Source organism: Variovorax sp. Soil_C_17 (assembly GCF_057657265.1).
Map to the genome: position 1 here is coordinate 1,027,327 of NZ_JBDGIT010000002.1, position 22,774 is coordinate 1,050,100.

Here is a 22,774-nt window from a genome sequence, read left to right on the forward strand (position 1 = left end):
TCCTGTTGACGGACCACCAAAATTCCTGGTGAATTGGACACAGGCATGACCCACATCCGCCGTCCGACAGACGGCGCAGATTGACCACTCATCCAGGAAATGTCGCGAACTGTTTTTTGCTTGGACAGAATTCGAGGTATTGATGGAAAGAAAAGCATGAGCCTTCAACCCAACGCCATGGCCGAAGCCATCGAACTGGCTCGCCACGCCAGCCTCGACACCGCACCCAACCCGCGCGTCGGCTGCGTTCTCCTCGACGAACGGGGCGGCGTCATCGGCCGCGGCGCCACGCAGGCCGTGGGCGGCCCGCACGCCGAGGTGATGGCGCTGCGGGACGCGCAGGCCAAGGGCCTTTCGGTGATCGGCGCCACGGCCTTCGTGACGCTGGAACCCTGCTCCCACCACGGCCGCACCGGGCCCTGTTGCGATGCGCTAGCGGCGGCCGGTGTTCGAAAAGTCGTGGCCTCCCTGGCCGATCCCAATCCGCTGGTCGCTGGCCAAGGCTTCGAGCGCCTGCGCGCCGCGGGCGTCGAAGTCGAGATCGGCCCCGGCGCCGAGGAAGCCCGCGAACTCAACATCGGCTTCTTCAGCCGCATGATCCGCAAGACTCCCTGGGTCCGCCTCAAGGTCGCTGCGTCGCTCGACGGCAAGACCGCCCTGACCGACGGCACCAGCCAATGGATCACTTCCGAAGCCGCGCGCGCCGACGGCCATGCCTGGCGCGCGCGCGCCGGCGCCGTGCTCACCGGCGTCGGCACCGTGCTCGAGGACGATCCGCGGCTGGACGTGCGTCTGGCCGAAACGCGGCGCCAGCCGCCCCTGGTGGTGGTCGACAGCCAGTTGCAGACCCCTCCTGCCGCACGCATCTTCGAGCCCGCCCGACCCGTCTGGATCTACGCCGCGGCCCCCGATGCGGCCGCGCAAGCCGCCCTCGAGGCCCGGGGCGCCACGGTTCGCTTCCTTCCCAACCCCCACGGCAAGGTGGACCTCGCTGCCGTGCTGCGCGACCTCGCTGCCCGCGAGGTCAACGAGCTCCATGTCGAGGCCGGCCACAAGCTCAACGGGTCCCTGCTGCGCGAGGGGCTGGTCGACGAACTGCTGCTCTACCTCGCCCCCAAGCTCATCGGCGAGGGCCTGGGCATCGCGAACCAGCCGCATGCCGCCGGCGCCCTGACCCGCCTGGACCAAGCCCTGGCCCTCGAATTCAAGTCCTTCGAGCGCCTCGGTCCGGACCTGCGGATCGTCGCCCGCATCGCCGGCCGGGACCGCTTCTAGCCTGCCCCGCCGGGGCGGCTTCGCATCTCTGCGAAAATGCCGCGATGTTCACCGGAATCATCACCGGCGTGGGGCGCATCGCCGCCGTCCACGACCTCGGCAGCTCTTCATCCCACGGCAAGCGGCTCGGCATCGCAGCGCCCGCCGGCTACCTGGACGACGTGGGCCTCGGCGACAGCATCGCGCTCAACGGCGCCTGCATGACCGTCACCACCCTCGATCCCGCGCAGCAGCTCTTCACCATCGACATCTCGGCCGAATCGCTCGACAAGACGGCCGGCCTCGCCGAGCCCGGCGCCCGCGTCAACCTCGAGAAAGCCCTGCGTGCCAGCGACCGCCTGGGCGGCCACATCGTCTCCGGCCATGTGGACGGCATCGGCACCGTCAGCCGCTTCGCCCCCGTGGGGGAGAGCTGGGAGCTGCGGGTGCTGGCGCCCCCGGCACTGGCCCGCTTCCTCGCGTACAAGGGCTCGATCACCGTCAACGGCGTGAGCCTCACCGTCAACAGCGTGAGCGACGGCCCCGAAGGCAGCGAGATCAGCATCAACCTCATCCCCCACACCGTCGAGAACACCGCCCTGGGCAGCCTCGAAGCCGGCAGCCGCGTGAACCTCGAAATCGACACCGTCGCGCGCTACGTGGAGCGCATGCTCCAGGCCGGCGCTCTGCCCACCACCCCCAAGGACACCACCCCATGAACGCCACCGTCACGCCCATCGGCGCCCCGCGCAGCAGCCTGACGCCCGCGCCGATTTCACCGGTCGAGGACATCGTGGCCGAGCTGCGCGCGGGCCGCATGGTGATCCTGGTCGACGAAGAAGATCGCGAGAACGAAGGCGACATCGTCATCGCGGCCGACCACATCACGCCCGAGGCCATCAACTTCATGGCGCGCCATGCCCGCGGCCTGATCTGCCTCACCCTGTCGCGCGAAATGTGCGAGCGGCTGCAGCTGCCGCCCATGGTGGCGCGCAACGGCGCCAAGCATTCGACCGCCTTCACCGTCTCGATCGAGGCAGCCGAGGGCGTGACCACCGGCATCTCCGCCGCCGACCGCGCGCGCACCGTGCAGGCCGCTGTCGCGCCCAACGCCGTGGCCGCCGACCTGGTGCAGCCCGGCCACATCTTCCCGCTGCAGGCGGTCGACGGCGGCGTGCTGATGCGCGCCGGCCATACCGAGGCCGGCTGCGACCTCGCCGCCATGGCCGGCTGCTCGCCGGCGTCCGTGATCTGCGAGGTCATGAACGAGGACGGCACCATGGCCCGCCTGCCCGACCTGCAGCTCTTCGCCACCGAACACGGCATCAAGATCGGCACCATCGCCGCGCTGATCGAGCACCGCAGCCGCACCGAGACGCTGGTCGAGAAGGTCGGCTGCCGCGAGATCCAGACCGCCTGGGGCTGGTTCACCGCCCACGCCTTCCGCGACAAACCCAGCCACGGCGTGCACCTGGCGCTGGTGCGCGGCAAATGGAATGCCAGCGACACGGTGGACGTGCGCGTGCACGAGCCGCTCTCGGTGCTGGACGCGCTGGAGGTCAATCGCTCGCTGCACTCCTGGAGCGTCGATGCCAGCCTGGCCCACATCGCGGCCGAGGGCAAGGGCGTGGCGGTCTTCCTCAACTGCGGCGAGACCGGCGCCGAGCTGCTGTCGCAGTTCGACGGCACCGCGCGGCCCGCGCAGGCACCCGAGCGAGGCCGCATGGACCTGCGCAGCTACGGCATCGGCGCGCAGATCCTGCGCGAATGCGGCGTACACCGGATGAACCTGCTGGGCACGCCGCGCCGCATGCCCAGCATGGCGGCAGGCTACGGCCTGGAGATCGCCGGCTACCTCACGAAGGACGAGAAATGAACAGCAAGCACCCGGGAAGGCAGGAACACTGATGCAGGACGCGAACAAGGGCAGCGCCGCCACGCTCGACGGCAAGGGCCTGCGCATCGGCATCGTGCAGGCGCGCTTCAACGAGGACATCACCGATGCGCTGGCCACGGCCTGCCTCGGCGAGCTCGAGCAGCTCGGCGTGGCGGCCGACGACATCGACCGGATGAGCGTGCCGGGCGCGCTCGAGGTGCCCATCGCGCTGCAGGCCATGGCCGAGCGCAAGCGCTACCACGCGCTGATCGCGCTGGGCTGCATCATCCGCGGCGAGACCTACCACTTCGAGCTGGTGGCCAACGAATCCGGCGCCGGCGTGAGCCGCGTGGCGCTCGATCACCGCATTCCGGTCGCCAACGCCATCCTCACCACCGAGAACCTCGACCAGGCACTCGCACGCCAGACCGACAAGGGCCGCGACGCGGCGCGCGTCGCGGTCGAGATGGCGCGCCTTCTCGGGTCTGCCACCAGGCCCTGATCCACTTCTTCATGACCGACGACACCAAGACCAGCGGCGAGCGGCCGCGCCAGTCGCGAACCGGGCTCACCAGCACCGGCGCGCGCAAGGCCTCCGCCAAATCCACGCGCAGCCGCGCGCGCGAATTCGCGCTCCAGGCGCTCTACCAGCATCTGGTGGGGCGCAACGACGCCGCCTCCATCGACCAGTTCACCCGCGACCTGGCCGGCTTCCACAAGGCCGATGCGGCCCACTACGACGCACTCCTGCACGGCGCCATCGCCGCCGCGCAGGAGCTCGATGCGCTGATCGTGCCCCTGCTCGACCGCAAGCTCGAGGAGATCTCTCCCATCGAGCACGCCGTGATGTGGATCGGCGTCTACGAGTTCCAGCACTGCCTCGACGTGCCCTGGCGCGTGGTGCTCAATGAATGCATCGAGCTGGCCAAGGAGTTCGGCGGCACCGATGGCCACAAGTACGTGAACGCAGTGCTCAACGGCCTCGCGCCCAAGCTGCGCCCCGCCGAAGTGGAAGCCGATCGCGCGAGCGGCAAGGCCCGGCCATGAGCGCTGCACCGGGCTGTTCGAGGCATGCCAACGCCCCCTTCGGGGGCAGCGAGCAAACGTCAGTGCCGAGCGTGGGGGCCTCATGAAGATTGCGAAGCGCGCCGAGCGCATCGAGCCCTTCTACGTGATGGAGGTCGCCAAGGCCGCTTCGGCGGTCGCGCGCGAGGTCGCGCACACCGACCGGCCGATGATCTTCCTCAACATCGGCGAGCCCGACTTCACCGCGCCACTGCCGGTGCAGGAAGCGGCCCTGCGCGCCGTTCGCGCCGGCGCCACCCAGTACACGCATGCCACCGGTCTCGAGGTGCTGCGCGAGCGCATCAGCGGCTGGTACCGCGATCGCTTCAACGTCGACGTGCCTGCCCGCCGCATCGTGGTCACGGCCGGTGCTTCGGCCGCGCTGCAATTGGCCTGCCTGGCGCTGATCGAGGCCGGCGACGAGATCCTGCTGCCCGACCCCAGCTATCCCTGCAACCGCCACTTCGTGAGCGCCGCCGATGGCCGCGCGGTGCTGATCCCGACCACGGCCGAGGAGCGCTTCCAGCTCAGCGCCGCCAAGGTCGAGGCCGCCTGGACCGATCGCACGCGCGGCGTGCTGCTGGCTTCGCCCTCCAATCCCACCGGCACCTCCATCGAGCCGGGCGAGTTGCGCCGCATTCACGAAGTGGTGACGCGGCGCGGCGGCATCACGCTGATCGACGAGATCTACCTCGGCCTCTCGTACGACGAGACCTTCGGACAGAGCGCGCTGGGCATCGACGACCAGATCATCAGCATCAACAGCTTCAGCAAGTACTTCAGCATGACCGGCTGGCGCCTGGGCTGGCTGGTGGTGCCGGAGCCGCTGGTGCCGGTGGTCGAGCGCCTCGCGCAGAACCTCTTCATCTGCGCCAGCACGGTCTCGCAGTACGCCGCCCTGGCCTGCTTCGAGCCCGAGAGCATCGCCGAGTACGAGCGCCGCCGCGCTGAATTCAAGGCCCGGCGCGACTGGTTCATCCCGCAGCTCGAGGCCTTGGGCTTCAAGGTGCCCGTGGTGCCCGACGGCGCCTTCTACGCCTGGGCCGACTGCTCCGCCTTCGGCGAAAAGCTGGGCATCGCCAACAGCTGGGATTTTTCTTTCGAGGCGATGAAGAAGGCCCATCTCGCCGTCACGCCCGGTCGCGACTTCGGCTCGGCCGAGACCGCCCGCTTTGTGCGCTTCTCGACCGCCAGTTCGATGGCACACCTGCAGGAGTCGGTAGAACGCCTGCGGGCCTGGGCGAGTGCCGCAGTTTCCGCATGAGCTTTGCCTTTCCGATCCGCGTCTACTGGGAAGACACCGATGCAGGCGGCATCGTGTTCTACGCCAACTATCTCAAGTACATGGAGCGTGCGCGCACCGAGTGGCTGCGCTCGCTGGGCATTGCGCAGCGCCAGCTGCGCGAAGAAACCGGCGGCATCTTCGTGGTCAGCGAAACCCAGCTCAAGTACCACCGCCCCGCCAGGCTCGACGACGAACTGCTGGTGACCGCCGAGCTGCGCCAGATCGGCTCGGCGTCCCTGATAATCGGCCAGCGTGTGCTGGCCCGGCCGGCCCACGCCCCCACTGCCGATACAACGGCCGATGCACCAGTGCTCTGCGAAGGCAGCATCCGCATCGGCTGGGTCCACGCCGACACGCTGCGGCCCGCGCGCATCCCCGCGCAGGTTTCGGGAACCCTTGCGCGCTACGCGGGCTCCATGTCTCAACCCCAGAAGTCATGAATCAAGAACTCTCGATCCTCTCCCTCCTGCTGCATGCCAGCCTTCCGGTGCAGCTCGTCGTGCTCCTGCTGATCGTGGTCTCGATCGCCAGCTGGGCCGCCATCTTCCGCAAGTATTTCTCGCTCAAGCGCACGCGCTCGCTCAATGAAGACTTCGAGCGCGAGTTCTGGTCGGGCACCAGCCTGAACGAGCTCTTCTCCTCGGCCGCCCAGCACGCCAAGTTCGCCGGCCCGATGGAACGCATCTTTGCCTCCGGCATGCGCGAGTACCAGAAGCTGCGCGAGCGCCACGTGTCCGACGCCGTCACGCTGCTCGACGGCGCGCGCCGCGCGATGCGCGCGAGCTTCCAGCGCGAGCTCGACGCGGTGGAGCAGAACCTCTCCTTTCTCGCCACCGTCGGCTCGGTCTCGCCCTACGTCGGCCTGTTCGGCACGGTCTGGGGGATCATGCATGCCTTCACCGGCCTGGCCGCCCTGGCGCAAGTGACGCTTGCGACCGTGGCGCCCGGCATCGCCGAGGCGCTGGTCGCCACTGCCATCGGCCTGTTCGCCGCCATCCCGGCCGTGGTCGCCTACAACCGCTTCGCCCGCGAGATCGACAAGATCGCAATCGGGCTGGAAACCTTCATCGAGGAGTTCTCGAACATCCTGCAGCGCAACCTGACCGCCCACGTCGTCAACCCATCGCAGATGGGCCCGGCCACGGTGCGCTGACAGCCGGAAAGAATTCACCATGCCCGCCATGTCCTCCCGCGGCCGCGGCCGCCGAACGATCAACGAGATCAACATGGTCCCGTTCATCGACGTGATGCTGGTGCTGCTGATCATCTTCATGGTCACGGCGCCGCTGATCACGCCCAGCGTGATCAACCTGCCCACGGTGGACCGCGCCAACAAGCAGCCCGACCGGCCGGTCGAGATCGTGATCAAGAGCGACGACGAAGTCCAGATCAAGAAAGATGCGTCCACCGGCACCGGCGCCCTCTCGATCCCCATGACCCAGATCGGCAGCGCCGCGCGCACCGCGCAGAGCGGCGATGCGCAGCGGCCGGTGGTCATCAGTGCCGACAAGTCGGTCAAGTACGAGACGGTGGTCAAGGCGATGAACCAGCTCAAGGCCAGCGGCATCGAGCGCGTCGGCCTCTCGGTGCAGACCACGGGCGCCAAGTAAGCCATGTCGCTGGCCGCCGACCGTCCCGAGTTCGCGCCGCCGCCGCAGCGCGGCACCTTCCGTGCCGTCCTGCTGGCGCTGATCGCCCATGCCCTGCTGATCATTGCGCTGACCTGGGGCGTGAGCTGGCGGCGCGAAGCCGAGAACGATGCGGTCGAGGCCGAGCTGTGGTCCTCGACCATCCAGCAGGCAGCGCCGCGCGCGGTCGCACCGACGCCGCCGCCACCCGCACCCGCCCCCACGCCGGCACCGCCGCCACCCCCTCCTCCTCCGCCGCCGCCCCAGGCCGCGCGGCCGCCGGAACCGGCGCCGCCGCCACCCAAGGCGCCCGACATCGCGCTGGAACGCGAGAAGAAGCTCAAGGAGCAGAAGGAGCGCGAACGCGAAGAGGAAGTGGCTCGGCAACAGCAGCAGAAGAAGCTCGAAGCCGCGCGCAAGGCCGCGCAGGAAAAGAAGGAACAGGAAGCGAAGGAGCGCGAGCGCGCCGAGGAAGAGGCCGAGCGCAAGAAGGAACAGCAGCAGAAGCTGGCCGAGGCCAAGAAGAAGCAGGAAGCGGAGGCCGCCAAGAAGAAGGAAGCCGAAGCCAAGGCCGCCGCCCAGGCGGCTGCCGACCGCGCGGCCACGCTCAAGCGCATGCAGGCCATGGCCGGCACCGGCGGCGAGGGCAACGCCGCACGCTCCTCGGGCCCTTCGGGCAGCTACGGCGGCAAGGTCGCGGCTGCCGTGCGGCCCAATGTGGTGTTCCCCGAGGCGGAGCTGGTCAACGGCAACCCGGGCGCCGAGTTCGATGTTCGGCTGGCGCCCGACGGCACCATCGTTGGCACGCCGACGCTGGTCAAGACCAGCGGCCTGCCGAACTGGGACGAAGCCGCGCTGCGCGCATTGCAGAAGACCGAGAAGCTGCCGCGCGACGTCGATGGCACCGTGCCGCCACGGCTGATCGTTACCTTGCGGCCGAAGCGCGGCTGAGGCTCTTCTCAGCGCGCGTCGGCGAGCTGACTATCGAAGCGCCCCCGGCGGCGGCGCCCTCCCGAGACGGATCTGTTCGCAGCGCAGCGGAAAGCCGTCGAACCTTGACGCAAGCAGAGCCCTCAGCTCAAAAGACGCTGTCAAGGAACCCCCAGGCAGTTGTGGTTACGCATTGAAGCGCATCCGCGATTGGTCAATGGGTCACGCACGCTGTGACATTCATTCAGGTGACCGTGCGCACGCCCCGTAACTCAACCCGATAAACATGTCCATACCACGCACCCGCGGCAGCAGCGAGTCGTCCTCCAGCACGGATTCAAAATGGAGCAGGCAGGCCAAATCCGAAACAAGCTCAGCACCCAAACTTCTCGAGATCGTGCCACGCCCAAATGACTCAAGAATCCAAATGGGTCGCCACAAGATCGAGCGCCCCACTTCTCCGCCTTCGAAGCCTGACATGACTTTGAAGAGAGAACCCAAGAGTCAAAAGAAATATAGCAAAGACATAAAGGTGAATCTGGATGATCCAGACCCCGTTCCGACTCACCAAAATGAATCCGGCGCCCTCCGTAAAAACAAATCAATATTTACGAATATTATCTCCAAACGCGCCCAATCGACATCTGAAAAAACAAGAATCAACAAGGCTGATCGAAAAAAACTGAACGCCGCAAAACAACTTGCAACTGCTTTGTTTTGCATATCCCTCTCAGATCTTGAAATGGCAAATCTCGAGACCAAATGCAGCGAATACCTCAACAACATCCAGCGGGGAACTCCTTCTAACTGCATTACAGAGCTGACTTGGGATTTTTACGCCGCCGCCTCGATTAAGCGTAGGTACTGCCCGAGCGCCGATGTCACGGTTCCTCAGGAACTTGTCGATTATCTGGAGGACATGCGAGACGCGTGCATGAACGAGCCAGCTACCAGTTTCCACGGAAAAATGGTGGCTGAAGCGATCGGCACGCTGGCAGAGTGGTGGCGTTCGGACTGCGAAGGCCACGAACTCAAGCCGGACTGGGCCGAGCCCATCAGCATGAGCGTCACTTCCGATAAAGCACTTCGCGCACTTCAAGCGAGCTGCTTCGAAGAGGTCAAAAGGCTCCAAGGGGATGTGCCACAAAACTTTTTTTCAGACGGAACCAAGGCAGCCAAAATATTTAAGAACCTGTTTGCCTCCGAACTTTTGCTTCTGTCCAAATCTTTCATCGGGATTGTCGACGCCCATCTCAAGACGATAGACATCAGAGCACTCGAGCTCAAGATGAGTTTGAAAGACAATTTTCAATGGGAAGATTTCATGAGCAAACTTCTGCCTGACATTTCCAATTGGATCAAAATGACTATCCTCCCGCTGCAAGTCGAGAAATCCTTGGCCGACATTTTCAGGATGATCAATGCCGCCGAATTGGCAGGCAATAACGAGACCGAAGAGATCAATGAGATCAAGAGCCACGCCAAGCAACGGGTGATTTATCAGCTCTTTATGCGCCCGATGATTGGCGCGGTCACTCAACGTCTGGAGGAGTTCCGCGCACACAGCTTCAGCACCAAGGTTAGGCTGGCCATTGAAATTTCGACCGATCAAAATTTCCCGCCGAGTCAAAGGAAACAGATCGAAAGCACCCAGGCTATAGCTTTTGCGAACGGCACAAGCAGCGGCCAGCACGCGCTTCTTGAAAAGGTTCTAAAGCTGGAGCAGCAAGGTATCTAACCCCAAGGCTCCCTAGAGCACTGGCGCTCGCGGCCTGGTCGAGCTCAGTCGTACACCACCGAGGCCTTCCCCGCCTCCGCCTGCGCCATCCAGCTCGCCAGCGCCGCATCGGTCGGAAAGAACTTCGCCCGCTCCCCCAGCTGCAGCTCCACCTGCGCCCCGCCGCGCGCCATCGACAGGCGCACGCCCAGCCCCTGCAGCAGCTCGCCGTGCTCGCTCTGCTCCGTGCGCGGCGGGAACTCGCGCACCAGCCGCGCGATATCCGGCGCCTTGCCGTTGACGGCCACGCGCAGGAACTTGCCGAAGCGGCAGCGCGCAGTGGCCAAGTCCCACACCTGCTGCACCTGGAAACGCGCCTCGAAGCCGCCGCGGCCGGGCTGCAGGCGCCCGCTCACGATGACCAGCTCGTCGTCCTTCAGCGTGTTGCGGTTGTTGTTGATCAGCGCCTCGTCGGCCGTGGCCTCGATGGAGGCGGACTTGTCATCCAGCTTGAAGATCGCCAGCCGGCCGCGCTGCCCGTTGATCACGCGCAGGTCGCTCACGATGCCGGCAATCACCTGCTGCTCGCGACTGTCGATCAGGTCGTCGATCTCGCGCTTGCAGAAGCGCCGCACCTCGTGCGCCACCTCGTCGAACAGGTGGCCGGAAAGATAGAAGCCGATGGCCGTCTTCTCCAGCGTCAGCCGCTCCTTGACGCCCCAGGGTGTGGCGTCGACCAGCTCGGGCTCCTGCGTGGCCGAGCCGTGCTCGCACTCGCCGAAGATGTCGGCCTGCGCCGCATTGGCCTCGGTGGCGCTCGCGAACTCGAAGGCGCGGTCGATCGAGGCCACCAGCGCCGCGCGGTTCTGCTGCAAGGCATCGAAGGCGCCGGCCTTGATCAGTGCTTCCACCGTGCGCTTGTTGATGCGCTGGCGGTCCACCCGCACGCAGAAGTCGAACAGGCTATTGAAAGGCCCGCCCTCCTCCCGCGCCCGCACCACCGCCTCCACCGCGAGCTGGCCGGTGCCCTTGACGGCGCCCAGGCCATAGCGGATCACCTTGTCGGTCACCGGCTCGAAGCGGTAGTTGCCGCGGTTCACGTCCGGCGGCTCGAAAGTCATGCCGAAGTTCTTCTGCGCATCCTCGAACAACACCTTCAGCTTGTCGGTGTCGTCCATTTCCACGGTCATGTTGGCGCAGAAGAATTCGGCCGTGTAGTGGACCTTGAGCCAGCCGGTGTGATAGGCCAGCAGCGAGTAGGCGGCCGCATGCGACTTGTTGAAGCCGTAGCCCGCGAACTTCTCCATCAAGTCGAAGATCTCGTCGGCCTTCTCCTCGCTGATGCCGTTCTTGGCCGCGCCCGCACGGAAGGTCAGACGGTGCTCGGCCATCTCCTCGGCCTTCTTCTTGCCCATCGCACGGCGCAGCAGGTCGGCGCCGCCGAGCGAGTAGCCGCCCAGGATCTGCGCGGTCTGCATCACCTGCTCCTGATAGACCATGATCCCGTAGGTCTCCGAAAGCATGTCTTCCACGAGCGGATGCGGATACTCCACCGGCTCGCGACCGTGCTTGCGCGCGACGAAGCTGGGGATCAGGTCCATCGGGCCCGGCCGGTACAGCGCGTTCAGCGCGATCAGGTCTTCCAGCCGCGTCGGCCGTGCGTCCTTCAGCATGCCCTGCATGCCGCGCGATTCGAACTGGAACACGGCCTCGGTCTTGCCCTCGGCGAAGAGCTTGTAGGTGTGCGTGTCGTCGAGCCGGATGTTCTCGTAGGCGAAGCCCTCCTGGCCCTTGTGGCGCTTGACGATGAACTCCTTGGCGATCTCCAGGATGGTCAAGGTCGCCAGGCCCAGAAAGTCGAACTTGACCAGGCCGATGGCCTCCACGTCGTCCTTGTCGTACTGGCTCACGGCCGAGTCGCTGCCGGGCTGCTGGTAGAGCGGGCAGAAGTCGGTGAGCTTGCCCGGCGCGATCAGCACGCCGCCGGCGTGCATGCCGATGTTGCGCGTCATGCCTTCGAGCTTCTGCGCCAGCTCGACCAGCATGCGGACTTCTTCCTCCTTCTCGATGCGCGCCGCAAGCTGCGGCTCCATCTCGATCGCGTAGTTGTTCTTGTCGCCTTCGACCTTGGGCACGGGCGGGTACTGCAGCGTCACCGACATGCCCGGCTTGTTCGGGATCAGCTTGCTGATGCCGTCGCAGAAGGTGTAGCTCATGTCGAGCACGCGGCCCACGTCGCGGATGGCGGCGCGCGCGGCCATGGTGCCGAAGGTCGCGATCTGGCTCACGGCGTCGCGGCCGTACTTGTCCTTCACGTAGTCGATCACGCGGTCGCGGTTGCTCTGGCAGAAATCGATGTCGAAGTCGGGCATCGACACGCGCTCGGGGTTCAGGAAGCGCTCGAACAGCAGCTTGTATTCGAGCGGGTCCAGGTCGGTGATCTTCAGCGCATAGGCCACCAGCGAGCCGGCGCCCGAGCCCCGGCCCGGGCCGACGGGGCAGCCGTTCTTCTTGGCCCAGTTGATGAAGTCGCCCACGATCAGGAAGTAGCCCGGGAAGCCCATCTTGAGGATGGTGTTGATCTCGAACTCGAGCCGCTCGACGTAGCGGGGCCGCTCGGCATCCCGCTTCGCCGCATCGGGGTACAGGTGCGCGAGGCGTTCCTCCAGGCCCTCGAAGGAGGCATGGCGGAAGTACTCCTCGATCGGCATGCCGTTGGGCGTCGGAAAGTCGGGCAGTCTCGGCTTGCCCAGCGTGAGCGTGAGATTGCAGCGCTTGGCGATCTCCACCGTGTTGGCGATGGCGCTCGGCACGTCGGCGAAAAGCTGCGCCATCTCGGCGGCAGACTTGAAGTACTGCTGCGGCGTGAAGCGGCGCACGCGGCGCGCGTTGCCGAGGATCTCGCCCTCGGAGATGCACACACGCGCCTCGTGCGCCTCGAAGTCCTCGGCGGTCGCGAACTGCACCGGATGCGTGGCGACCACCGGCAGGTTCAGGCGCGCCGCCAGTTGAACCGCCGCCACCACGTGCGGCTCGTCCTCGGGACGGCCGGCGCGCTGCAGCTCGATGTAGAAGCGGTGCGGGAACAGGCCTGCAAGCTTCAGCGCGACCTCGGCCGCGCGCTCGGCCTGGCCCTGCAGCAGCGGCGCGCCCAGCGGGCCGGCCTGCGCGCCCGACAGCGCGATCAGGCCGCCTTGGAGCTCTTCGATCCATGCCAGCTTGCAGACCGCCTGCGCCTGCCCGCGGCCCACGTTCTGGGTCCAGGCTCGCGCCAGCAGCTCGGACAGGTGCAGGTAGCCTTCGAAGTTCTGCACCAGCAGCAGCATGCGCGCGAGCATGCCGGGTTCGGTGCCCAGGCCGTCGACGAAGACCTCCGCGCCCAGCAGCGGCTTGACGCCCTTGCCGCGCGCTTCCTTGTAGAACTTGACGCCGCCGAAGAGGTTGTTGAGGTCGGTGATCGCCAGCGCGGGCTGCTTGTCGGCGGCGGCTGCCTTGACGACTTCATCGATGCGATTGGTGCCGTCGACGACGGAGAACTCGGTGTGCAGGCGCAGGTGAACGAACATGGGCTCGATTGTAGAAAGCCGCCTTCCCACCCTGTGAGTTGGCGATCCCTACAATCCGCCCCCGTGCAAGAGATTTTGAATATCGCGGCCTACAAGTTCGTGGCCATCGAGGACGGCGAGGCCCTGCGCGAGTCGCTGCGCACGCGCACCCATGCGCTCGCGCTCAAGGGGACCATCCTGTTGGCGCCGGAGGGCATCAACCTGTTCGTTGCCGGTGGGGCCGCTGCGGTGGAGTCCTTCCTCGACGGCCTGCGCGCCGATGCGCGCTTCGCCGACCTGGAGGCCAAGAAGAGCTGGTCCCAGGCCCAGCCCTTCCGCCGCATGCTGGTCAAGCTCAAGCGCGAGATCATCCGCATGGACCACCCTGCCATCCAGCCCGCCGCCGGCCGCGCGCCCAGCGTGGACGCCCCCACGCTCAAGCGCTGGCTCGACCAGGGCCACGACGATGCGGGCAAGCCCATCGCGCTGCTCGACACGCGCAATGCCTTCGAGGTCGACCACGGCAGCTTCGAGGGCGCGATCGACTGGCGCATCCACAAGTTCACCGAGTTCCCGAAGGCGCTGCGCACGCACCGCGAGCAATTGGCCGGCAAGACGGTGGTGAGCTTCTGCACCGGCGGCATCCGCTGCGAGAAGGCCGCGATCCTGATGCGCGAGGAAGGCCTGGCCGAGGTGCTGCAGCTCGAGGGCGGCATCCTCAAGTACTTCGAGCAGGTGGGCGGGGCGCACTACCGCGGGGAGTGCTTCGTGTTCGACGGGCGCGAGACGCTGGCGCCCGATCTGAGTGCGCGCTCGAACCGGGCCAGCGCCCGGGCCGCGGAAGATCCGGACCTGGCGATCAAAGGCTGAGGGATCGCGCTGCCGCCCGCGTGGGCAGCCTTCAAACAGGCGTCGTCTTCACATCCGGCTCCTGCCCCTGCACCTTGAACGGATGCCCCGGCAGCGGGATGAACTCGGTCTCGCCCGGCACCTGGCCCATGCGCTGCGCGGCCCATGCGTCGCCGGCTTCCAGGATGCGCTCGCGGCGGCTGGAGACGAAGTTCCAGGTGATGTAGCGCGGGCCATTGAGCGGTTCGCCGCCGATGATCACGATGCGCACCGCATCGTCGGCCTCGAGCACGCCGCCCTGGCCGTCCGGCAGCGTGGCCATCTGGTGCTGCGCCACCGGCGCGCCGTCGAGCCGCAGGGGCCCGTCGACCGCGTAGACCGCCATCTCATCGGCCAGCGCGGGCAGCTCGAAGCGCGCGCCGGCCGGCAAGGACAGGTCGAGGTAGAGGGTCTTCGAGAAGGTCTCGACGGGCGAGCTCGCGCCGAAGGCCTCGCCCACCAGCACCCGCACCGCCACGCCCTGCACTTCGACGGCCGGGATCTGGTCGGCCGCGGTGTGCGAGAAGCTGGGCTCGACCTCCTCGAAGGCCCGCGGCAGCGCGGCCCAGAGCTGCAGGCCGTGGTTGACGTAGGTGTCTTCCAGCAGCCGCTCGGGCTTGCGCTCGGAGTGCACGATGCCGCGGCCGGCCGTCATCCAGTTGATCGCGCCGGGACGGATCTCCTGCACCACGCCCAGGCTGTCGCGGTGCATCATCGCGCCCTCGAAAAGATAGGTCACCGTCGCCAGGCCGATGTGCGGATGAGGCCGCACGTCATGTTCGTTGCCGGGCCTCTCGGTGGCCGGGCCGAAATGGTCGAAGAACACGAAGGGGCCGACCGAGCGCCGCTTCGCCGCGGGCAGCAGGCGGCGGACCTTGAAGCCGCCGCCCAGGTCCTTGTCATGCGCTTGGAGCAGGAGTGCTTCGCTCATCTTGGTTCTCCGTGGGTCATGCCGGCGAGCGGCCGCGGGATCTTGCCACCTCGGCCACATGCTCGCCGAAGGCGATGGCGGTCTCGAGGTCGCCCTTGGCCATCTCGGCCGGGCTGGAATCGCTCGGCGACGTGGTCAAGAGGCCGTTGTAGCCGCCCACATAGTTGATCGAATCGCGCCGCGCCGCCTTGTCGTTGCTCGGCTTGATGCCGATCGGCACCCACAGCCCGCCGTGCTGGCTGGCAAAGTGCCACAGGTAGGTCAGCGTGGCGTCCTTGTCGCCGTTCATGCCGGCGCTGTTGGTGAAGCCGGCGAAGAGCTTGTTCTTCCAGCCCTGGACGTACCAGACCTTGGAAGAGGCATCGGCGAACTTCTTGAACTGCCAGCTCGCGCCGCCCATGTAGGTGGGCGAGCCCATGATGATCGCGTCGGCCGCGGCCAGCAGATCCCAGCCCTCGGACGGCAGGTTGCCGTCGGCGTCGATCTGCAGCAGCCGGGCCTCCGCGCCATCGGCCACCGCTTGCGCGACGCGCTGCGTGTGGCCGTATCCCGAATGAAAAACAACAACGATGTCGGTCATCGCGGGATTATTGGCGATAGCGCTCTGCGATCAGCGCCTGTCGATGCTGAAGCGCCCTGCGCCGATGGCGGCAAAGGCCAGCAGGCCGCCTGCCACCGCGATGTTCTTGAAGAACATCAGCTGGTTCACAAAGGCCTTGTCGGCCGGCAGGGCCCAGTAGTTGTGGAAGAAGATGCTCGCGGCGACGGTGAACACCGCGAGCACGATGGCGGCGATGCGGGTCTTGTAGCCCACGAGGAACATCAGGCCGACGACCAGCTCGACGACGATCGCGATCACGGCGCCTGCCTGCGGCAGCGGCAGCCCGACCGAGCCGATATAGCCGACGGTGCCGGCGAAGCCCATGAGCTTGCCGAAGCCGGCCGGCACGAACAGCAGCGCGATCAGCACGCGGCCGATCAGGGCCAGCGCGTCCTGTGCGGGGCTGGCGGTGGCCGGTGCGGCAAAGGTCGATGCAGTGGTGGTGGACATGGGAAGAAACTCCTTTGGTTGATGAAAAAAAAGAAAAGATGGCGGCGGCCGTCAGGCCGCGAGGTCGAACACCAGCACCTCGGCGTTCTTGCCGGCGCCGAGCGTAAGCTGCGATTCGCGCTCGATCAGCGCGGCATCGCCGGTCGCAAGCTTCGTGCCGTTGACCTCGATCTCGCCCTTCACGAGATGCACATAGCTCTTGCGCTCCGGGTCGAGTGCCAGGTCGGCCTTCTCGTCGCCGTCGAGCAGGCCGGCGTACAGCCGCGCATCCGCATGCACGAGCACCGAACCCTCGGCCCCGTCGGGCGAAGCCACCAGGCGAAGCCGGCCGCGCTTCTCGGCGTCCGGAAAGGCCTTCTGCTCGTAGCCCGGCGCGATGCCGCGCACGTTGGGCTCGATCCAGATCTGCAGGAAATGCGTGGTCTCGTCGGGCTTGTGGTTGAACTCGCTGTGCATCACCCCGCGGCCCGCGCTCATGCGCTGCACGTCGCCGGGCGGGATCGACTCGACATTGCCCATGCTGTCCTTGTGGGCCAGTTCGCCCGAGAGCACGTAGCTGATGATCTCCATGTCGCGGTGGTCGTGCGTGCCGAAGCCGGCACCGGCGGCCACGCGGTCCTCGTTGATCACCCGCAGGTTGCCCCAGCCCATGTAGGCCGGGTCGTAATAGCCCGCGAAGGAGAAGCTGTGGAAGGAGCGCAGCCAGCCATGATCGGCATAACCGCGCTCCTGGGATTTGCGAACCTTCAACATCTCTGAACCTCCTGCTCCGGCGCCTGAGAATCTGCGCGGAGCCTTCGTATGCCGCGCCGGATGCGCAGCGGATGGGATGAACTTTAGGGCCCCGGCCGGACCTCGAAAGCGCCCGGATTTGATGGCATCATTCGAATTATTTGAAGGCTCTTGGCCATGTCCAGCCCCCGCGACGTCCTCACGCCCGATGCCTTTGCGATGCTGCAGACCGTGGTGGAGGCCGGCAGCTTCGCCGCCGCCGCGCGCCGGCTGGACCTGGTGCCCAGCGCCCTGAGCTACCGCGTGCGCCAGATCGAAGACGCGCTCGACGTGCTCCTCTTCGACCGCAGCGCGCGGCAGGCGCGCCTCACCGAGGCCGGCGCCGAGCTGCTGCGCGAGGCCTCGTGGCTGTTGAACGAGATCGATGCGGTCGCCAACCGGGTCAGGCGGGTCGCGACCGGCTGGGAGCCGATGCTCACCATCGCGATGGACAGCGTGATCGCCCGCGACCCGATGCTCGACCTGGCCACTGCCTTCTTCGCCCTCGACCCGCCCACGAGGCTCAAGCTGCGCGACGAGACCCTGCTGGGCACCATCGAGGCGGTGACCCGAGGCGAGGCCGACATCGCCGTGGGCGCCGTGCTGGACGCGTCCAGCCTGGCCTTCGGCACCATGGGCATCCGCAGCCGGCCGCTGGGCAACCTGCGCTTCGTCTATGCCGTGGCACCGCACCATCCGCTGGCGCGCATCGACGTCCCGCTGTCCGACGCCGTGCTGCGCCAGCATCGCGCCGTGGCCGCTGCCGATTCGACGCGGCTGGGCCGGGGCATGACGGTCAACCTGGTGAGCGGGCAGGACGTGCTCACCGTGCCCTCCACCCAGGCCAAGCTGGCCGCGCAGCTGCACGGCCTGGGCGGCGGCTTCCTGCCGGAACCCATGGCGCGGCCCTACATCGAGGCCGGCCACCTGGTCGAGCTCAGGACCGAGCGCGCGCCCCCCCTGGCCACCATGCACTGCGCCTGGCGCGAGCGCACCGCGGGCAAGCCGGGGCGCGCGCTGAAATGGTGGCTCGATCAGTTCGAGCACGAGGGCACGCGCCGCGCGCTGCTGGAACGCCATCGCGGGCGATGAAGAAATGAGCCGCGCCGGGCCGGTTAGAGTCAGCTCTGCCCGCCAACCACCGACCCGAGACAGCACCATGATCCTTCGCCCGCCCGCCGACCGCCACCGATATCCCGCTTCGCGCCACTACGCCATCGTCGGCGCCGGCATGGCCGGCGTGGCCTGCGCCCGTACCCTGGTCCAGGCCGGGCACCGCGTCAGCGTGTTCGAACGCGAGGCCGCGCCCGGCGGCCGCATGGCGAGCGAATCCACGCCCTTCGGCAGCTTCGACAGCGGCGCCCAGTACTTCACCGTGCGCGACGCGCGCTTCGCCCGGGCCCTCGAAACTGCCGACGCCTGCTGCCGGCCCTGGAGCGCCAACCTCGTGCGCGTGCTCGACGCCCACGGACGCGTCGCCGAGGCCGCCTTGCCCGGCCTCGAGCAGCACTGGGTGGCGCAGCCCGGCATGGACGCCCTGCTCGCACACTGGGCGGCGCCGCTGGGCGATGCGCTCATCCCCCGCACCCGCGTGACGGCCATCGAGCCCGATGCGCTCGACGCGCGGCGCTGGCAGTTGCGCACCGAGGGCGCCGAGGAGGCGCAGCACGTCTATTCGGGCTTCGATGCCGTCCTGCTGGCCGTGCCGCCCGGAAGTGCGCGCGCCCTGCTCGGCGGCAGCGCGGCGACGGCGAAGCTGCGCGACGCCATCGAGGCGGTGCGCATCGCGCCCTGCTGGACCTTGATGATCGCCTTCCCGCAGGCCAGCCAGCCGAGCTTGCCGCACCTGGGCCCGCAGTGGAACGCCGCGCGCAGCAACCACCATCGCGTGGCCTGGCTGGCGCGCGAGTCTTCCAAGCCGGGTCGCGAGCGCATCGAGCGCTGGACCCTGCAGGCCAGCCCCGCCTGGTCCAGCGAGCACCTGCGCGACGATGCCGCGCGCGTCGAGGCCAAGTTGCTGCGCGCCTTCTCCGAGATCACCGGCATCCGCGCCACGCCCTCGCATGCGCAGACCCGCTGCTGGCCCGAAGCGCAGACCCAGGTCCCCGTCGGCGCGCCGCATCTGTGGGACGCCAAGGTCCGCGTGGGTGTGGCCGGCGACTGGTGCACCGGGCACCGCGTGGAAGATGCATTCCTGTCGGGCCTCACCCTGGCGTTGAAGGTGGCCTGAACCGAGCGCGCGCCATGACTGCCGTCGGCCGCTTCGCGCCCTCGCCCACCGGCCCCTTGCATGCCGGCTCGCTGGTCGCGGCGCTCGCGAGCTGGCTCGACGTGCGCGCCCGCGGCCCGCAGGCGCGCTGGCTGGTGCGCATCGAGGATGCCGACACCGAGCGCTGCCTGCCCGGCATGGGCGAGCACATCCTGTCGCAACTGGCCGACTGCGCCTTGCTGCCCGACGCGCCGCCAGTCTGGCAGACGCAGCGAGGTGCGCTCTACGCGCGCGCCCTCGAGCACCTCAAGGCCCTGCAGCTGGCCTACCCCTGCGGCTGCTCGCGCAAGGACATCGACGAGGCGCTGGCGCTGCGCGGCGAGCAGCACCAGCGGCACGGCGAGCGCGTGTACCCGGGCACCTGCCGCGACGGCCTGCACGGCAAGCCGCCGCGGGCCTGGCGCTTCGCCGCCGAGCAGTACGAGGCGGCCCGCACGTCGAGGCGGCTCTGCTGGACCGACCGCCGCCTCGGCTGCCAATACCAGGACGTCGCGCACGAGGTCGGCGACTTCGTGCTCAAGCGGGCGGACGGGCCCTGGGCCTACCAGCTCTGCGTGGTGGTCGACGATGCCGACCAGGGCGTGACCGACGTGGTGCGCGGCGTGGATCTCGCCGACAACACCGCCCGCCAGATCCTGCTGCAGCGCGCGCTCGGCCTGCCCCAGCCGCGCTACCTGCACACGCCGCTGGTGCTGGGCAGCGACGGCGAGAAACTGTCCAAGCAGAACGGCGCCACCCCCATCGACACCGCCACGCCCGCTGCCGCCGTGGCCGCGCTGAATGCCGCCGCGCAGGTGCTGGGATTGGCTGCAAGCGCAGCATCGACTCCCGCCGAAGCCCTGGGCGGATGGGTCGAGGGCTGGCGCGCTCTTTACAATCCGCGCCCGTGATGACCCTGCCCCACAACGAGCCCACCCACGATGGGGACCCGCGCTCCGACGACACCCCGCCGCATCCCCTGCATCGCCGCCTCAAGAGCTTCGTCCGGCGCGCGGGCCGCACCACCGACGGCCAGGCACGCGCCTTTGCCGAGCTGGGCCCGATCTTCCTGCTTCCCTACCGGGCCGAGCCGCTGGACCTCGAGGCTGCCTTCGGCCGCGCCGCGCCCACGGTGCTGGAGATCGGCTTCGGCATGGGCGAGGCCACGGCGCACATCGCTGCGCTGAAGCCCGAGACCAATTTCCTGTGCTGCGAAGTCCACGAGCCCGGCGTCGGGGCGCTGCTCAAGCGCATCGGCGAGCAGCAGCTCTCGAACATCCGCATCTGCGCGCACGACGCGGTCGAGGTGCTCGACCACATGCTGCTGCCCGGCACGCTTGCCGGGGTGCATGTGTTCTTCCCCGACCCCTGGCACAAGAAGCGCCACAACAAGCGCCGCCTGATCCAGGCGCCCCTGGTGCGCAAGCTGGCCGACCGGCTGATGCCCGGCGGCTACCTGCATTGCGCGACCGACTGGCAGCCCTATGCCGAGCAGATGCTGGAGGTGCTGTCGCAGGAGCCGCTGCTGCGCAACACGGCCGATGCCTATGCGCCCAAGCCGGACTACCGGCCGCTCACGAAGTTCGAGAACCGCGGCCTCAAGCTGGGCCACGGGGTGTGGGATCTGGTGTTCGAGCGCGTCTAGCGCTCAGTGGGCGAGCCCGCTGCAGACCTTCTCGGACTGCCGTTCGCCCTGCGCCTCCAGCACGTGCTTTTGCGCCGCCATGATCAGCGCCGCGCGATAGGCCGAGCGGCTCGCGATCTTGGTGTGGGCGATGATGGTCTGCCACTCGCGCTCCAGGGTCTGGGGCGAGCGGTCGACGCTGCGGTTCATCAGCGCCTGGCTCACGTCGATCAGCGCAGCGGCCGAGCTCAGGCAGATGTTGATCGCCGACTGCGCGGCGCTGGTCCGGAAACGATTGTCACCGCCGCTCGATTCGGGCCGCTGCAGGGCATCCAGCGGCTGGTGGGTGGTCGGGCCGAGGTACGGCGCACCTTGCATGTCGCTGTCGGCACGCGCCAGCACCTGCTCGATGGTGGAGAGGGCGCTTTCCAGCAGGTCGATATCAGAGGGCTTTTTCGTCATGAGGTGGCCGGGAGGACATCCGGATCGAGCAGGATGTTGCCATCGCAGCCCTCTTTTGCCGCGTGCAAAAAGCCACGGACCAAATACAAAAGTTAACAATCATCGAGGTGCCCAGGCCACGGAACTGTGGGCCTCAACGTGACTTACTACCTTCGTATAAGGCACCGAAGTTGCTACATTTTTTTGATCGATGTAGCGAAAGGTTTCCCATGGATCGGTCACGCAGGCTCTTGTTGGGCAAGGCGGGTGCGGCGCTGCTGCTGGGCGGTGGACTGGCCGGCAGCAGGCTCGCCCAGGCGCAGGCCGCCCGAGCTGCCTCCCGCACCGTGATCCTCGGGCAGTCGGTCCCGCTGACCGGCGCGGCCAGCGAGATCGGCCTGGCCTTCGCGGCGGGCTGCCGGCTGTATGCGACCCAGTTCAACGACGCTCACGCAGCCGGCGGCCTCCAGCTCAAGCTGGTGCAGCTCGACGACGGCTACGACGCCCAGCGCGCGGCGGCCAATGCGCGCACCCTGCTGGTCAACGACAAGGCCGACATGCTGTTCGGCTTTGTCGGCACCGCCAGCAGCGAAGCCGGCGCCAAGGCCGCGGCCCAGCAGGGCACGGTGCTGTTCGCGCCCTTCGCCGCCGCCGACAGCCTGCGCACGGCCACCCATCCGAACGTATTCCATGTACGCCCCAGCATGGCCGACGAGGCCATCAAGATCGTGCGCCAATGCGCGACCGTGGGGCAGAGCCGCATCGCGCTGGTGGGCGACGACGATGCGATGGGCCGCTCCGGCCTGGCCGCGGTGCAGCAGGCGATGAGCGACCAGAAGCTCGGCGCGCTGGTGGCCAGCGCGCTGGTGCCGACGTCCGGCGGCAAGCTCGACGCCGCACTGGAGGACGTGTTGAAGGCCTCGCCGCAGGCCATCGTGCTGGTGTCCCTCTCGGGCACCACCGCCGACGCCATCCGCAAGCTGCGACGCAGCGGCTACGGCGGCAGCTTCATGGCCTTCTCGATCGTCGGCATCGACCCGCTCTACGCGACGCTGGGCAAGGACATTCGCGGGATCGTGATCGCCCAGGTGGTGCCCTCGCCGCGCTCCGCGGCGATCCCGATCGTCAAGGAATACCTCGCTGCCATTGACAACTCGGACCAGACGGCCTCCTACGAAGGCCTCGAAGGCTTCATCGCCGCCAAGGCCGCCGGAGAAGCGGTGCGCCGCGCCGGACACGCGTTCACGGCATCGAGCCTGCAGCGAACGATGGCGGGCATGACCGACTACGACGTCGGGGGCTTCCGCATCAACCTGCGGCCGGGCCTGCGCGATCCGCAGCGCACCATCGACCTGATCAGCATCACGGCCGACGGGCGGGTGCTGCGCTAGGCGCGGCTCACGCAGCCTGCGGGACCGCGGGCATGCGTTGCCAGTGGGACGCAGGCAACGTCCTACGTGACAGCCTGCCGCCCAGCGCATAGGATTTGGCGATCCCGCGGCACCCTCGCCCGCGGCACC

General features: G+C 67.7%; 23 protein-coding genes. 17 read left to right on the forward strand and 6 right to left on the reverse strand.

From position 1 onward, the window contains the following. Window positions 1-156 precede the first annotated feature (156 nt). From ribD to AC3A6Y_RS13390, 11 genes are all read left to right on the forward strand, one after another. Window positions 157-1,275: a bifunctional diaminohydroxyphosphoribosylaminopyrimidine deaminase/5-amino-6-(5-phosphoribosylamino)uracil reductase RibD gene (gene ribD / locus AC3A6Y_RS13340; protein ID WP_487868696.1), complete on the forward strand. Its 1,119-nt coding sequence runs from the start codon at window positions 157-159 to the stop codon at window positions 1,273-1,275. Between the two features lie 44 nt (window positions 1,276-1,319). Continuing rightward, window positions 1,320-1,973, forward strand: a complete 654-nt coding sequence (locus AC3A6Y_RS13345) for a riboflavin synthase (protein WP_487868697.1) — start codon at window positions 1,320-1,322, stop codon at window positions 1,971-1,973. Next, window positions 1,970-3,130, forward strand: a complete 1,161-nt coding sequence (gene ribBA / locus AC3A6Y_RS13350; RefSeq protein WP_487868698.1) for a bifunctional 3,4-dihydroxy-2-butanone-4-phosphate synthase/GTP cyclohydrolase II — start codon at window positions 1,970-1,972, stop codon at window positions 3,128-3,130. The genes AC3A6Y_RS13345 and ribBA overlap by 4 nt, the downstream gene beginning before the upstream one ends. Before the next feature lie 31 nt (window positions 3,131-3,161). Beyond that, window positions 3,162-3,632 carry a 6,7-dimethyl-8-ribityllumazine synthase gene (gene ribH, locus AC3A6Y_RS13355; protein WP_487868699.1) on the forward strand — a complete coding sequence of 157 codons (471 nt, stop codon included), beginning with the start codon at window positions 3,162-3,164 and terminating at the stop codon, window positions 3,630-3,632. A gap of 11 nt (window positions 3,633-3,643) precedes the next feature. Continuing rightward, window positions 3,644-4,177: a transcription antitermination factor NusB gene (gene nusB / locus AC3A6Y_RS13360; protein ID WP_487868700.1), complete on the forward strand. Its 534-nt coding sequence runs from the start codon at window positions 3,644-3,646 to the stop codon at window positions 4,175-4,177. Window positions 4,178-4,259: 82 nt separating this feature from the next. Then, the gene (locus tag AC3A6Y_RS13365; RefSeq protein WP_487868701.1) at window positions 4,260-5,459 is read left to right on the forward strand and encodes a pyridoxal phosphate-dependent aminotransferase; all 1,200 of its coding nucleotides are present in this window, start codon (window positions 4,260-4,262) and stop codon (window positions 5,457-5,459) included. Continuing rightward, the gene (ybgC, locus tag AC3A6Y_RS13370) at window positions 5,456-5,920 is read left to right on the forward strand and encodes a tol-pal system-associated acyl-CoA thioesterase (protein WP_487868702.1); all 465 of its coding nucleotides are present in this window, start codon (window positions 5,456-5,458) and stop codon (window positions 5,918-5,920) included. Before AC3A6Y_RS13365 ends, ybgC begins: the two co-directional genes overlap by 4 nt. Next, window positions 5,917-6,633, forward strand: coding sequence for a protein TolQ (gene tolQ, locus AC3A6Y_RS13375; protein WP_106558768.1), 717 nt, complete (start codon window positions 5,917-5,919; stop codon window positions 6,631-6,633). The genes ybgC and tolQ overlap by 4 nt, the downstream gene beginning before the upstream one ends. A 19-nt stretch (window positions 6,634-6,652) precedes the next feature. Further along, entirely contained in the window at window positions 6,653-7,090 is a 438-nt protein-coding gene (locus tag AC3A6Y_RS13380; protein ID WP_106558769.1) for a biopolymer transporter ExbD, read from the forward strand. A 3-nt stretch (window positions 7,091-7,093) separates the two neighbouring features. Beyond that, a complete protein-coding gene (gene tolA, locus AC3A6Y_RS13385; protein ID WP_487868703.1) occupies window positions 7,094-8,059 on the forward strand; it encodes a cell envelope integrity protein TolA in 966 nt (321 codons plus the stop codon). 265 nt (window positions 8,060-8,324) lie between these two features. Next, entirely contained in the window at window positions 8,325-9,776 is a 1,452-nt protein-coding gene (locus AC3A6Y_RS13390) for a hypothetical protein (protein ID WP_487868704.1), read from the forward strand. Between the two features lie 44 nt (window positions 9,777-9,820). Here the strand turns inward: AC3A6Y_RS13390 and dnaE are convergent, their stop codons facing one another. Beyond that, window positions 9,821-13,321 (reverse strand): DNA polymerase III subunit alpha, encoded by a 3,501-nt coding sequence (gene dnaE, locus AC3A6Y_RS13395; protein WP_487868705.1) that lies wholly within the window; start codon window positions 13,319-13,321, stop codon window positions 9,821-9,823. A 63-nt stretch (window positions 13,322-13,384) separates the two neighbouring features. On the opposite strand from dnaE, the gene AC3A6Y_RS13400 reads away from it, so the two are divergent. Beyond that, on the forward strand, window positions 13,385-14,170 hold the full coding sequence (locus AC3A6Y_RS13400) for a sulfurtransferase (protein WP_487868706.1): 786 nt from the start codon (window positions 13,385-13,387) through the stop codon (window positions 14,168-14,170). Between the two features lie 31 nt (window positions 14,171-14,201). On the opposite strand, the gene AC3A6Y_RS13405 is transcribed toward AC3A6Y_RS13400, so the two are convergent. The 4 genes from AC3A6Y_RS13405 to AC3A6Y_RS13420 are packed head-to-tail and all read right to left on the reverse strand — an operon-like array spanning window position 14,202 to window position 16,923. After that, a complete protein-coding gene (locus AC3A6Y_RS13405; RefSeq protein ID WP_487868707.1) occupies window positions 14,202-15,119 on the reverse strand; it encodes a pirin family protein in 918 nt (305 codons plus the stop codon). Between the two features lie 16 nt (window positions 15,120-15,135). After that, window positions 15,136-15,699 carry a flavodoxin family protein gene (locus AC3A6Y_RS13410; protein WP_487868708.1) on the reverse strand — a complete coding sequence of 188 codons (564 nt, stop codon included), beginning with the start codon at window positions 15,697-15,699 and terminating at the stop codon, window positions 15,136-15,138. A 30-nt stretch (window positions 15,700-15,729) separates the two neighbouring features. Then, complete coding sequence (locus AC3A6Y_RS13415; RefSeq protein ID WP_487868709.1) at window positions 15,730-16,170, reverse strand: DoxX family protein; 441 nt, start codon at window positions 16,168-16,170, stop codon at window positions 15,730-15,732. A 51-nt stretch (window positions 16,171-16,221) separates the two neighbouring features. Then, entirely contained in the window at window positions 16,222-16,923 is a 702-nt protein-coding gene (locus AC3A6Y_RS13420) for a pirin family protein (protein ID WP_487868710.1), read from the reverse strand. Between the two features lie 156 nt (window positions 16,924-17,079). Between AC3A6Y_RS13420 and AC3A6Y_RS13425 the strand changes: the two genes are divergently transcribed. From AC3A6Y_RS13425 to trmB, 4 genes are all read left to right on the forward strand, one after another. Continuing rightward, window positions 17,080-18,033 (forward strand): LysR family transcriptional regulator, encoded by a 954-nt coding sequence (locus AC3A6Y_RS13425; protein ID WP_487868711.1) that lies wholly within the window; start codon window positions 17,080-17,082, stop codon window positions 18,031-18,033. Window positions 18,034-18,100: 67 nt separating this feature from the next. Next, the gene (locus tag AC3A6Y_RS13430) at window positions 18,101-19,171 is read left to right on the forward strand and encodes an NAD(P)/FAD-dependent oxidoreductase (protein WP_487868712.1); all 1,071 of its coding nucleotides are present in this window, start codon (window positions 18,101-18,103) and stop codon (window positions 19,169-19,171) included. Between the two features lie 14 nt (window positions 19,172-19,185). After that, window positions 19,186-20,100, forward strand: a complete 915-nt coding sequence (gene gluQRS, locus AC3A6Y_RS13435) for a tRNA glutamyl-Q(34) synthetase GluQRS (protein WP_487868713.1) — start codon at window positions 19,186-19,188, stop codon at window positions 20,098-20,100. Continuing rightward, complete coding sequence (trmB, locus tag AC3A6Y_RS13440) at window positions 20,100-20,834, forward strand: tRNA (guanosine(46)-N7)-methyltransferase TrmB (RefSeq protein WP_487868714.1); 735 nt, start codon at window positions 20,100-20,102, stop codon at window positions 20,832-20,834. Before gluQRS ends, trmB begins: the two co-directional genes overlap by 1 nt. Before the next feature lie 3 nt (window positions 20,835-20,837). Here trmB and AC3A6Y_RS13445 read toward each other — a convergent pair whose 3' ends face one another. Then, window positions 20,838-21,275 (reverse strand): hypothetical protein, encoded by a 438-nt coding sequence (locus tag AC3A6Y_RS13445; RefSeq protein WP_487868715.1) that lies wholly within the window; start codon window positions 21,273-21,275, stop codon window positions 20,838-20,840. Between the two features lie 209 nt (window positions 21,276-21,484). On the opposite strand from AC3A6Y_RS13445, the gene AC3A6Y_RS13450 reads away from it, so the two are divergent. Then, a complete protein-coding gene (locus tag AC3A6Y_RS13450) occupies window positions 21,485-22,645 on the forward strand; it encodes an ABC transporter substrate-binding protein (protein ID WP_487868716.1) in 1,161 nt (386 codons plus the stop codon). The last annotated feature ends 129 nt before the right edge of the window (window positions 22,646-22,774 follow it).